The following is a 12,108-nucleotide window of genomic DNA, read 5'->3' as shown; positions in this document are numbered from 1 at the left end:
TCATTGGGGTTCCTTCAGCTGGGGTGCAGTCGAGCAACTCCACCATAGCCGGTCCGCCCAATGACCACCTCATCCCAACACCCGGCGCGTCAGCAAATTTCCACCACTAGCGCGGACTCTACCGACGCCGCGGCTTGGGTTCTGACGCTGACGCCGCAACAGGCGCGTCGCAAGGCCGGCATGGCATCCAAACACTTCTGGCTCAGAATCCTGTTGCAGAACTTTTGGCGACCTACTTAGCACTTTCTGGGTTCCTTGACACACTAGGCCCGCTCCAGCCCCACTCAGCAGACCCTGCTGGGTGGGGTCCATACAACTGCTCTTGGTCCGAAAGGACCAGTCAGGCCGCGAGCGCGATCCAACCGCGCCCAGCTCTGCAGCAGCCTCGAAGCCATTCTCATCCCGTAAGGAGCACTCACCCATGACCATCTTCGATCAGCGGAAGGCCGCTTTCGAGAAAAAGTTCGCGCACGATCAGGAACTCCTGTTCAAGGCCGTTGCTCGCCGCAATAAGCTGCTGGGGCTCTGGGCTGCTCAGAGACTCGGCAAGTCAGGGGCAGAGGCCGATGCCTATGCCGACACGGTCGTGTTTGCAGATCTTGAGGAGGCGGGAGACGGCGACGTGTTCCGCAAAATAACAGCCGACTTCCATGCCGCGGGCATCGCGGCTGACGAGGCGGAGATACATCGTCAACTCGAAGCGTTGATGCCGCGTGCCATCAACGAGATCAAAGCGGGCAGCTAACGCGTCCAACTACTGCCTTCTTATGTGACCCGGTGCTCAGCCGCCATCGCAGAGAGGCGCATCGCAATTACTGGCTTCGTTGCCGGAATTGAACCCAGGCCAGGCGCGAGCCGGGCACCTTCCCACCTGTTTCAATGGCTCCTGCGCCGTCCGTGGCGGGGTTTCCTGCGGTGGCCGAGCCACATCCCGTGAGCGCACTTGCCAATCTCACGGGATAAACAGCTTACACGATCCAACAGATCATAGGTTCGCGCCGGTCTGCCGTTGCCGCCATGGACGATTGGCCTCAAGTGGGCGGCTCCGAAGTGGCTCCAATGTCTTCCCGAGCGGAGAGTTGACATCGTCGGTCTCCGTATCGCTGTTCGTGAAAGCCAGGTGCATTGATCACCGGCCATAGGGTCAATGATCGATCGCGAGCTCTTTCAGCAGAACACGCGAGCACGGGCGGCGGCCGAGGCTTGTGCCAGCTTGGCAACAGTCCCGGCAAAGCCGAAGATCATGGTCCAGACGGGATCACCGGATGAGCATCCCCTGGCAGTGCCGATGAAAGAGCCCGCGTGGGTGAACAGCCGAAGCTGCCTCCTAAGCGATCGACCTTATTTACCAGCCTGTGACTGGACCCTTGACATGAATGGAGCCTCAGGATCCATCGAGGCCCAATGCGCCTCCACACGGCTCACCGTTCCAAAACGTACTGACCCGGTGCGGGATCGAGAACCGGATACCCATTCTCGGGTGCTCCCACGGAAGGCGGCGTGATTGGGGCACCCGACCGGTCCCCCAGCCATGTGACCCACGCCGGCCACCATGATCCCTCCTGTCGCGCTGCCCGCTTAAGCCATGCGTCGGGATCCAGATACGGTTCCAGCGCGGCCTGGGTTCGGATCCGGAAGCTGCGACCAGGTCGCCCCGGTTCCGAGACGATGCCAGCATTGTGCCCGCCGGTCGTGAGCAGGAAGGTCACGTCGGTGTCGGTGAGACGATGGACCTTAAATGCCGAACGCCACGGCGCGACATGATCACGCTCCGTGCCAACCGCAAAGATCGGCGTTCTGATGTCGGTGAGTGCAACGGGTCGCCCGTCGACCCTGTAGCGCCCCTCAGCAAGATCATTGTTCAGGAACAGCTGGCGCAGATACTCCGAGTGCATGCGATACGGCAGGCGTGTCGCATCAGCGTTCCACGCCATGAGATCGATCATCGCTGAGCGCTCGCCCATCAGATACTCGCGAACGATCCGCGACCAGATGAGGTCGTTCGAGCGCAGAAGCTGGAAAGCGCCAGCCATCTGCTTGGCGTCGAGATAGCCTCGAGCCCACATCATGTCCTCGAGGAAGTGGACCTGGCTCTCGTTCATGAACAAGGTCAGTTCGCCGGCCTCGGTGAAGTCCTGTTGCGCGGCGAAGAGAGTGACGGTCTTCAACCGACTGTCACCATCGCGGGCCATTGCAGCCGCCGCAATCGACAGAAGCGTACCCCCGAGGCAGTAGCCAACAGAATGGATCTTTCGTGCAGGGGCAATGCTCTGGACCGCGTTGAGCGCTGCCATGATGCCAAGCTGGCGATAGTCGTCCATGTCCAGATCACGATCATCGGCGTCTGGATTTTTCCAGGAGATCATGAACACGGTAAAACCCTGCTCGGTCAGGTAGCGCACAAGCGAATTCGCCGGAGAGAGGTCGAGAATGTAGTATTTCATGATCCAGGCCGGGACGATCAGGATCGGCTCGGGTCGCACCTGTTCGGTCGTGGGTGCGTACTGGATCAACTCGATCAACCGATTGCGATAGACGACACTGCCCGGTGTGACCGCGACATCGCGCCCGACCCGGAACGCCTCGGTACCCGCGGGTGGCTTGCCACGCGCCATACGTTCCCAGTCTTCGAGGAAGTTTCTGAACCCTCGGACGAGGTTTGCACCGCCCGTTTCGACCGTCCGCTGCAGCACGACAGGATTCGTGGCAAGGAAGTTCGAGGGTGATAACATGTCCAGGATCTGTCGGGAGGCGAACTCCACTACATTCTCATGCTGCTTTGTCACACCACCGATCCTGGTCGTGGCGTTATGCCACCACTGCTGCTGCAGCAGAAAGCCCTGGTAGACAAGATTGTACGGCCAGAGCTGCCATGCCGCGTCGGCGAAACGTTTGTCCTGAGGCAAGGGTTCGATGCACGGCTCGCACCCATCACGCTGCGTCGCAGTCTTCAAGGTGTAGCCGGCCATTCGTGCCCACTTGCTCGCAGCCTTGCTGACGAGATGCGCCTGCTTGCCCGGTGAGAAGGCGAGATGAGCCGCCCAATCAAAATACGCAGTGGCTAGCGCGGCCGGGGATAAGCCTCTATTCAGGTGCGCAATTGCGGCATGGACCACACGGTCAAGGCACTCGGTCGACAGTTGGATTCCGGCTGCCGGTACATCCCTCTGGACAGGGCGCAGGCGCGGGCCGTCGCGCCGGTCGCTATACAAATCGACGGTTGGGACACCATGCTGAGGTGGAGGAATGTGCGCAACATTGGGGAGCAGGTTCGAGGGCATATGGATCTCCAAGTTTAAATGAACCGGCGGAGGATGCTGGAGCCTGAGGCTGATCGCATCCATACCAGAGATATGAGCGGACCCCATTTGATCGAGATAAGGTGCCAATGCACCAAGCTAGTGCGACAGCAATACCGGTTGGGAAAAACCCGACTCAAATACAGAACGGGTTGCACTGCCGAACAGGAATTCACGCTCGCGCGCGTGAGCAAATCCACCCATCACCAGCAGGTCGGCATTGGCGCGTGAAGCCCCGTTGAGCAGCACCCGCCCGACCTCAGCGGCGCCCCCGCGGACCTCCTCGTAGCGCGCGTTAATGCCGCGTCGCTCCAAATAACGGCAAAGCTGGCAACCCGACTGCTCAGGGTCAGTCGACTTGTCGTCGACGACGGTCACGACCACAACATCGCGCGCCACGGACAGAAGGGGCATGGAAGCATGCAACGCCCGCACCGCCGACGCAGTGGCATCCCAGGCCACAACAGCCACATTGAGATCAAACGCGGCGGCCTCTGGCGGAATCAGAATAACTGGTCTCCCGGTACTGAAAAGAACCGCTTCGACGAGTGACTTGCGGGGGTAGTGCAAGGGTCCGTAAACACTGACAGCAACGAGATCGCGAAGGCGCGCGTGGTTTGCCAAACGTGTACCGGCTGACGCGGGATTGCCCTCGTCCGTCAGCGCGTCGCACGACACGCCTGCTTGGCGGGCCGACTCGCAGAGCAAGATGGCCGCACGCTCGAAGTGCTTTGCTTTCGTGATCGGTTCTTCAGACTCCCGCTCGCCCTGCATCGTATCCGGTGGGGAGATAGCGGCTGCGGAGCATGGCTCGACGTCCGAAATGAAGCCGGTGACATGGGCGCCTTGAGAAGCCGCCAGACTAATTGCATAACTTGCGCCGTGTTCCAATCGGCCGATGGCACGAGGTGCCACATGAACCAGCACGTCCTTCATCGGATTTCCTTTCGAGGATGTGACAAGGCGTTGACCTCCGTCAACCCTGGGGATTAAGCCTGTTCAGGCCATGGGCAGCACTCCGCCGGAGAGGTGATCGTTAATCGCCCAGACCCCCGGCGTGTTCTCCGCTGCGACATGAATTGCTCTCCGCTCCTCCTCCGAGCAAACCCGCCCCCAGAGGTTCACCACGCCTTGGTGCACCGTGATATCGATGTGCCCCCTCGTCCGGCCCATTGTCCTGAGGCGGGCGATCAACTCGTCGCGGATCGTGCGATCCCCCGGTAGTTTCGTCGGCGGAACTGCGTCTCCAACGGTTGCCAGCGCCTGTACCAGGTTGGCTCGACTGACAATGCCGACGATCTGGCCGCCGCGAACGACCGGCAATCGTTTAATGTGGTTCTTCTCGAGTAACGTCGCCGCTTCGCTCAACCCCATTTCTTCCGTCGCCGAAATGGGCTCAGGCGTCATGACGTCCTTGGCCTTTCGGCCGTGCGCCTTAACGTACTCGGACGCCGCCACGTTTGGCTCGAGGAAGGTATCGAGCCACCGTGGCTGCCCTTGTTCCGTGCCGATCTCAACGCGCCTCATGAGATCGCCTTCGCTGACAATGCCAACGAGGTGCCCGGCGGCATTGATAACCGGCACGGCACTGATGCGGTTTTTAACCAGCGTTTCTGCAATCTCGTGGACCGACGTCTCTGGCAGGACCGAGATCACATGCGGTGTCATGACGTCAGAAACCTTCATCATTCGCTCCTTCAATCTGCCGCGCCCGAGCGCTCGCTGATTTTTCCAAACCAAGCGCAGCGAACACGCGACGGTTCTGCGAGCTAAGCAGCTAATTCCGACAATCGCGCCAAGAGCCAGAGGCAGAGGATCCGCGGCTCGTCCGCGGTCTAGGTACGTCGCAGTCAAGTTCCTCGTATTGAGGAGACGGCGTGCCGAACCTGACGCTGAAGAGCAAACGCCACAACGCCCCCAGCGGGCTGCCATTGAAAGATACCAATCTATGTCTCCCATTCGCAATGGGAGCCCCATTGATCCAGACGACATCCGGCACCGACAGGCAGGACGTCTTCGCCGTGGAATTGTGAGAGATTGGTCATGACCCCGAATCGTGGGAGCGCGGTGTGCCTTCCACGATCCGAGGCTCAGTGGCCTGCGACGAAGCGGCCTGCCCGACAGATCGGGATATGATGAAAGGTAATCATGATAGTATTAACATACGTCCGTTCAAACTACATTCAAGGGTGTCGGATGCTACAAAAGGTCCGCTTATACATTCCTGCGACGGCACCACATAAGATTTATTTCGGCAAAGTGGCCACTGCTCCTTGAAGAACAGCTTCCGTTTACTGGAGAAAGGAAATGGAGCAGCAACATTCATGGTGTGAGAAGGAGAGGTTAGGATCGCAGATCGCCAATGGGTGTCGGCCGCCTTTAATGGAACCTTTGGAGCCGAATTCTGAAGAGCAGATAAGCACTCCTTGTCCGTCGCCCACTTTGAACAACCACTGGATCTCGTGGCCTCCGAATTCCGGTCATGTCTATTGCAGCAGTGAGTTTCAAAGAGCGGGTCGTAAGACCGAGCCCCGTCCTGATCCGGAGCCCTTCTGACGAATGCGCATGAAGCCCCGTCCAGACACCTCCTCTTGGCACCGCCTCGGAAAGTCCGTCCTCGGTTTGGAGTGCCGTCGAACAGCGGGATAATTCCTCATATGCTCTGGAGATCAAACGACGGATTACTTTGGGAGATAAGGCAAAAGCACGCACGAGAGATCAGGCATCTAAAACAACGGCAAGTAAAACACTATATGGGGTAAGACAAAAGAGACGTATATTGTCGGCCGTTTTCTTGAGTTAAGGAGTGCCATCATGGCTAGCCACGTGCTTATCTCGATCTTGCTGATCGCCGGATGCTTCCTCGTCTACAAGATTGGCACTCGGGAGGAGCAGTAAAATGCAGTGGCGCATCGACATGATGACGAGCATGAGGTTCGAATGATTCCGTCTGCTCTGGATCAATCATCAGCGCAATCAACCGCGGGCCGGGGTTCTGCTTGCCGCATCGATCGCCATGTCCTTCATCATCGTGAATGGCTGGTCATGGTGACAGACGAGCTGGATGTTCTGCCCCGGCCGTCGATGTTGAAGAACCCAGATCCAGCGCTGGCGGCGCACGGGGCAATAGTGCCCGCGGCGTCGTAATGCACCGTGTTGTTGGTTGGCGTCATCATCTTGTCTGCTGGCGCAGTCTCGAGATGCAGCAGAGTGGTCGCTCCTGTGACGCTGCACGGGCAACACGATGCAGGGCCGGAGATGATCGTGTCTGTAGCCGCCGCATGCACCGAGAGGGCTCAGATGAGTGATGCTCTTCCCGAGACTATGGCCTGGTCATTTAGCTGACAAACGATTTTGATTGACAGTTGAATGCAATTTTTATGTTGTATCCGTTATGGACATCGAGCTCGCGCGGACCTTCCTGGAGATCGTTTCGACCGGCAGCTTCGTTCAAGCTTCGGAGCGGCTGAATGTCGCCCAGACGACAGTGAGCGCGCGGATCCGTAACTTGGAGCAGCAGCTTGGGCGGCAGCTCTTCGTTCGCCATAAAGGCGGAGCTTCGCTAACCCCGGCTGGCGAACAGTTCCTGCGCCACGCTCCGATGTTCGTCCAGTTGTGGCAGCGGACGCTTCAGCAGGTCGCGGTACCGCCCGGCCGCCGGGCTGTGCTGACCGTCGGTAGCGAGGTGAGCCTCTGGCAACCGCTGCTGCTCGAGTGGGTCGAATGGATGCGCCACTCGCTTCCTGATATTAGCCTTCGCGTTCACGTTGACGTGCCGCAGGATCTGATCAAGCAGGTCGCATCCGGGCTTGTTGATGTTGCAATCATGTATGCCCCCCAACATCTGCCGGGTCTTAAGATCCACCTCCTTATGGAAGAGAAGCTCGTGCTTGTGACAACAAACCCCCACGCACGCTTTCCGGACGGAGCGGATTATGTGTACATGGATTGGGGGCCGGATTTTGTGCTTCATCACGGCATGACTTTTCCCGATCTCGTGCCTGACCTTTTTATGGATCTCGGGCCACTCGCGCTTAGCTATGTTCTTTCGGCTGGCGGGTCCGGTTACTTCAGGATGAGCGCGGTCCAGCCCCATATCGCGTCCGGACGGCTCCATCTGATCCCCGACATGCCCCAATTTTCCTATCCCATCTACGCGGTGCAGTCCGCCAATGTGGATGAGACTGTCGTGGGCCCTGCGTTGGCCGGACTGCATATTGTGGCAAGTGCGAAGGGCGAATAGTCCGAATTTGCTTGTTGGCCTCAGAAGGCTCGATCTGGCCTGGAACCGGTCTGCGGGATCACAGGAGACGATGGCCTCGTGGTTGGTCTGACTGCCGTCAATCACGATCCGGTCAGAGCGACCATGCCGTCTCCGCGCCCGCATGAGGAAGCGCTTGGCGGCAGCCAATTTGCGCCTGTCGCTGAACCAGAACGCGACAATATCTCCGTTGTTGTCGATGGCACGGACAGTACGTCCACGGGCCGTGAACCCTGATAGGGATACCGTCTGAGCGGTCAAGTTTGATGGGCAACTGAGGGAGTTGCGGGAACCGTCGTCCATGCGGATCGTCAGACGGGCCTTCGTGAACACGCGCGGGGACTTCAGTTTTTCGAGAACGTCCGCGTCGAGGCCGCGGTGCCGGGCTGCGTCGTCGAGGCGTGTCAGGGCCTGGCCCAGCATGGGACTGCATGCAATTGATCTCACTCCTGTGGGTTGATGCGGTTCGCGCAGATTGCCGCTGGGCGCCTTCATGGCGGCTTCCGCTCGGGAGCGCATTGTCCTCGCAGATGCAGCGTCAATCACGACAGGCGCGGCACGGATCACTCCCCGTCACTCAGCTTTTGCTCCCCCTTCCGGGTGCCTCCTCGGGCGTCCGAAAGCTTGCATTCGCGGGCAACAGGGCTATCTTATCAGTGTCATGATCACGCTCGTGAAAAATCTTCGCCTTCTGGCGCACGCGGGCTGCCTGAAAGCAGGCAAGTAAGCCCCAGGAGTCGGCTCGACCCGCGGTGGTCGCCAGCGCTCCGGGGCATGAATTCTCTCTCCCTCAACGTTCGTACCATCGCATGCGCCATCAGGCGCGTGTCGGCCCGTCATGCCTGCTCACCCTGCGGGAATGCGCGCCTATGCATCCGGCAGGATGACTGTTCCTGAGGAGGTTTTCATGAACGCGCACCACATTCTCCCCCCGATCACCCTCGCGGCCAACGACTACAATCGCCTGCTGTTCACGGTGATGATGCAGCAGGTGCAGGGCCGCCGGACAACCGATTTCCTGCTTGCGGAACTGCGCCGCGCCGAGGTTTGCCATCCGGCAAACCTTCCGAAGGATGTCGTCTCCACGAACTGCCGCGTGATCTACCGCGTCGATGACGACCCCAAAACACACGCGCACCTGCTTGTTCATCCCGACGACCTGATCTGGTCCGGCGCCGAGGTCTCGGTTGCGACGCCGCTCGGCACAGCCCTTCTCGGCCTGAGGATCGGCGACCGCATGTCCTTCCAGGAAACCGATGGAACCGTCCATGAGGTGGTCGTCGAGGGCATCGGGCTCCGGTTCCTGGACGGCGGGTCGACCGTGATGCGCATTCGCAGCACCCCGGTCCGGGAGCATCGCGGCGATCATGCCGCCGATCAGCAATCAGAGTCTGACCCGATCCGCTCTTGAAGCACATGGAGGACACCATGATCAAGCAAGAGAGCCTTCCGCCCGTAACGATTTCGGCGAACGATTACGATCGCCTGGCCTGGGTGGCGACGGTCGGCTCGCAAAGCCCGTACGATCATCCCGCCGCGGCGATGCTCGCCAACGAGTTGATACGGGCCACGGTCCTGACGCCACGGGCCATTCCACCATCCGTGGCCACGATGCACTCGCGGCTGGAATTCCGCGACGATATCAGCTGGGAGGTCCGGTGCGCCACGCTCGTCTACCCCAGCGAGACTGATGGCGCGGCGGAGCGGATCTCCGTGTTGTCGCCGGATGGTGCCGCGCTGATCGGCCTCAGCGCGGGGCAGTCGATCACATGGCGGACACCAACGGGATGGCGCAGCCTGACACTGCTGCGCGTCCTCTATCAGCCACATGGACGATTCGTTGAACCGTGAAGGGAAAGATTATGAAGCACGTTCAGACACAGGCGCCGCCGAAGCCGCGCGTCACGCGCAACTCCAGACAAACGACCGCTGGATGGGAGTAGATCGTCCAGCGCAGATGTCGCGCGAGGAGATCCGCAGGATTGTGATTGAGATGATCGGATGACGACGCGTTGCCGTCATCCGCGGGATGGAGCAATCCTTCAGGAGGACCCGGTGAAAAGGTCGGTCGGGGCAGAGCTGCCCAACATGAGCATGATCGGAGCCCAGCGGGAGCCTGTGCCCTGTCGCCTCGGCCCGGAGCCGGTGACGGAATGCCTGATACGTTGGCTGGCCTGGGGACTCCTGCTCCTCGGAACAATGGCTGGCCTTTGGGAACACTGGTCCCACTGATCGGACGCAAAGCTCCGGCGAAGGTGGATCGTAACCATCGGCGCATCATCGCCAACCGCCAACATCAGCTGCATGGGATTAACCGCTGCCGCTGTTGTCAGATCTCCCGGATGTTGGTGGCGCCGGCGCCGTGACCTTCGCATGGCTACGCTGCGTTCGCCACCAGGCGCGGATGGCGGCTCGAAGATCGCGCCAGTTGAGAAAGAGCGGCCAGCGCAGGCGGGGCTCGTCACCGCGGCCGCGATACAGGCCCACGACCTTCGGTAGGCCCGCTCCATCGATCTCGATCTGGTCCGCCAGCTTGCGCCGGATGAATGCACCGACGCTCAGATCCATGTCTGCGGCAGGAGCAGGGGCGCGCCAATCCGGAAGGTGACAAGGCTGGTGATCGCCGCGATCACGATGAGCCCTGCCCCGATCCAGATTGCGAGAAACATCGCATCGAACATCAGGAGCTGGACCTCGCTATCAGCGTCAGGGGAACCCGCCCTCAGGCCAGGCCGCTTCGGCAAAAAGACGGCTCATCAGGTGTCCTCCGCAGGCGCAGAATGGCCTCAAGGACAGCATCCGTGCTCGGGGATGTGGCGACCGCCACCTGACGAAAACCCGCCGGCCGCCGCCACCTGGCGGCTGATCGCGACGGCCACCATGCGGGCGCAGGCATCCACGATGCCGGACGCGATGACCAGACTGCAGAAGATCGCCGCCGTTCGCGCGGACAGAAACACGGCCCCATCAACGCGGTTCCAGGACAGTTCGTGCAGAGTTCGCGCACTCAACCGGTCCACCGTGCAGGCGCGGTAGACAGTCACCCGATCGACCGAGAACCCGGCTGGGGCAAGGCCGGCGGCCAAGTCGAGTGCGATGTCGTGACCACTGAGGTGGAGCAGCCGCCCGGCGCGCGGATCGACCTGCCGGCGAACATGGGCGATGAGGCTCACCGCCGTTCCTCCCGCGGCTTGCACGTTCGAGAAGCCGGCGGCTTGCAGCGCCGCCGCCGTGGCCGGCCCGACCGCGAAGACGGGCAGGTCACGGCGAACCCCCGGGATCTGGAGCAGCTCGCGCGAGGCATTGGCAGAGGTGAGCAGAACCGCCTGCGGCTTGGCCAGCACGTTCGGATCCCAGCGGACCGGAACAATCCTCAGAAGCGGCTCGGCCAGCCACTCGACGCCCTTGGACTTGAGAACGGTTCCGAGCTCCTCGGACTGCGCCTGCGGACGCGTGATCAGGACCCATCGGATCACCTTCGGCACTGGCATCCCGAGCCCCTATTGCATTGGAACCGGCCCGAAGGCGCCGACAACCCTCGGGCCGACGGCCTCGACCTCGACGCACGCGCCGGGCGGGCCGTCTGCGCCGAGCAACGGCATCCGGTCGCCGACGCGCAGCCCGAGAAGGGACAGACCGAGCGGCGTCAGAATGGACACCTCGGCGGGCGGCCAGACGCGGTCGTCCGGGTGGATCAGGGCCCGCTTTTCCAACGGGCCGTTATCGCTGAGCCGATAGGTGACAAACGTGCCCAGCGTGACGATGCCATCCGGGAGTTCGTCCGGCTCGCGCACCGCGGCCCGGCGCAATTCCTGCAGCAGGGGCACCGCGAGCGGATGGGCTTGCGCCGCGAGGTCTTGAGCCGTGCGCATCAGGCGCTGATGGTCATGGGGCGTCACCGTAATGGGTGGCAGATGGGCGGTCATGGCAATCCTCCGTGTTCAGAAAGTCGGCCATCGTGGGCAAGAGGCCGTCTTACGGGATTGGCGGGCTGCCCACGGGCAATGATGGGCACCCAACCGGCAGGATCGCCGTTGCCGCGATCTCGACGACGGCGGCCGGATCAACCAAGCCGGTGACCTCCACCAACGCCATGGCCGGATAGTGGCTCCCCATGATCTCCCGGTACACCACGCCGAGTTCCCGGCGCATGGCCCGGTAGTGATCGATGTCGAGCACGTACCACGTCATCTGCACGATGTGCTCAGGCCTCCCACCCGCCTCGCCGAGGACCGTGCGCACGTTCCGCAGCGCTTGGCGGACTTGGGGAATGAACCCGACGGACGTCACCCTGCCCGCATTGTCGGTGGCGATCTGTCCGCTGATGCAGACAAAGCTGCCGGTGCCGGCCATCGCGTGCGAATAGCCGCGCGGGCTCGGCCATTTCGGCGGGTTGATGCTCCGGAGCGGGGCCGCCAAAGGCGGCGGAACGATGGACATGGTGTCCTCCTGTCGGGCTCCGTGGCGCACAAACGCGGACGCCACGGAGCCATGATGATCCCGTTGCAGCCTGGTGGTGTCCCCGGGGCAGCGCCTGATCGGCCGCCC

Annotated in this window: 12 protein-coding genes and 1 pseudogene; 4 read left to right on the top strand and 9 right to left on the bottom strand. The window is 61.3% G+C overall.

Annotation, left to right across the window (positions count from 1 at the left end; all coding sequences use genetic code 11):
• Window positions 1–421: 421 nt before the first annotated feature.
• Window positions 422–745, top strand: a complete 324-nt coding sequence (locus tag ACS5Q1_RS26785; protein WP_473101033.1) for a DUF1476 domain-containing protein — start codon at window positions 422–424, stop codon at window positions 743–745.
• A 676-nt stretch (window positions 746–1,421) separates the two neighbouring features.
• Here ACS5Q1_RS26785 and ACS5Q1_RS26780 read toward each other — a convergent pair.
• The 3 genes from ACS5Q1_RS26780 to ACS5Q1_RS26770 form a co-directional block, all read right to left on the bottom strand.
• Window positions 1,422–3,281 (bottom strand): PHA/PHB synthase family protein, encoded by a 1,860-nt coding sequence (locus ACS5Q1_RS26780; protein ID WP_473101032.1) that lies wholly within the window; start codon window positions 3,279–3,281, stop codon window positions 1,422–1,424.
• A 117-nt stretch (window positions 3,282–3,398) separates the two neighbouring features.
• Window positions 3,399–4,235 carry a hypothetical protein gene (locus tag ACS5Q1_RS26775; protein WP_473101031.1) on the bottom strand — a complete coding sequence of 279 codons (837 nt, stop codon included), beginning with the start codon at window positions 4,233–4,235 and terminating at the stop codon, window positions 3,399–3,401.
• Between the two features lie 63 nt (window positions 4,236–4,298).
• Window positions 4,299–4,988, bottom strand: a complete 690-nt coding sequence (locus ACS5Q1_RS26770) for a CBS domain-containing protein (RefSeq protein WP_473101030.1) — start codon at window positions 4,986–4,988, stop codon at window positions 4,299–4,301.
• Between the two features lie 1,705 nt (window positions 4,989–6,693).
• On the opposite strand from ACS5Q1_RS26770, the gene ACS5Q1_RS26765 reads away from it, so the two are divergent.
• Window positions 6,694–7,542: a LysR family transcriptional regulator gene (locus tag ACS5Q1_RS26765; RefSeq protein ID WP_473101029.1), complete on the top strand. Its 849-nt coding sequence runs from the start codon at window positions 6,694–6,696 to the stop codon at window positions 7,540–7,542.
• Window positions 7,543–7,572: 30 nt separating this feature from the next.
• On the opposite strand, the pseudogene ACS5Q1_RS26760 reads toward ACS5Q1_RS26765, so the two are convergent.
• A pseudogene (locus tag ACS5Q1_RS26760) lies at window positions 7,573–7,798 on the bottom strand (DDE-type integrase/transposase/recombinase); the annotation flags it as partial.
• A gap of 669 nt (window positions 7,799–8,467) precedes the next feature.
• Here ACS5Q1_RS26760 and ACS5Q1_RS26755 point away from each other — a divergent pair.
• Window positions 8,468–8,971, top strand: a complete 504-nt coding sequence (locus tag ACS5Q1_RS26755) for a GreA/GreB family elongation factor (RefSeq protein ID WP_473101027.1) — start codon at window positions 8,468–8,470, stop codon at window positions 8,969–8,971.
• Window positions 8,972–8,988: 17 nt separating this feature from the next.
• The gene (gene rnk / locus ACS5Q1_RS26750) at window positions 8,989–9,411 is read left to right on the top strand and encodes a nucleoside diphosphate kinase regulator (RefSeq protein WP_473101026.1); all 423 of its coding nucleotides are present in this window, start codon (window positions 8,989–8,991) and stop codon (window positions 9,409–9,411) included.
• Window positions 9,412–9,870: 459 nt separating this feature from the next.
• Here rnk and ACS5Q1_RS26745 read toward each other — a convergent pair whose 3' ends face one another.
• From ACS5Q1_RS26745 to ACS5Q1_RS26725, 5 genes are read right to left on the bottom strand one after another with little or no spacing between them, the layout of a single operon-like run.
• Window positions 9,871–10,128, bottom strand: coding sequence for a hypothetical protein (locus ACS5Q1_RS26745; RefSeq protein WP_473101025.1), 258 nt, complete (start codon window positions 10,126–10,128; stop codon window positions 9,871–9,873).
• Window positions 10,119–10,304 carry a hypothetical protein gene (locus ACS5Q1_RS26740; RefSeq protein WP_473101024.1) on the bottom strand — a complete coding sequence of 62 codons (186 nt, stop codon included), beginning with the start codon at window positions 10,302–10,304 and terminating at the stop codon, window positions 10,119–10,121. Before ACS5Q1_RS26740 ends, ACS5Q1_RS26745 begins: the two co-directional genes overlap by 10 nt.
• A gap of 42 nt (window positions 10,305–10,346) precedes the next feature.
• On the bottom strand, window positions 10,347–11,051 hold the full coding sequence (locus ACS5Q1_RS26735) for a uroporphyrinogen-III synthase (RefSeq protein WP_473101023.1): 705 nt from the start codon (window positions 11,049–11,051) through the stop codon (window positions 10,347–10,349).
• Window positions 11,052–11,060: 9 nt separating this feature from the next.
• Window positions 11,061–11,486 (bottom strand): GreA/GreB family elongation factor, encoded by a 426-nt coding sequence (locus tag ACS5Q1_RS26730; protein WP_473101022.1) that lies wholly within the window; start codon window positions 11,484–11,486, stop codon window positions 11,061–11,063.
• Between the two features lie 49 nt (window positions 11,487–11,535).
• On the bottom strand, window positions 11,536–12,000 hold the full coding sequence (locus ACS5Q1_RS26725; RefSeq protein WP_473101021.1) for a RidA family protein: 465 nt from the start codon (window positions 11,998–12,000) through the stop codon (window positions 11,536–11,538).
• Between the last annotated feature and the right edge of the window lie 108 nt (window positions 12,001–12,108).

Source organism: Microvirga sp. GN3, assembly GCF_055792825.1.
The sequence above is the reverse complement of the archived record's forward strand: the minus strand, read 5'-3'. Positions and strand labels throughout refer to the sequence as shown.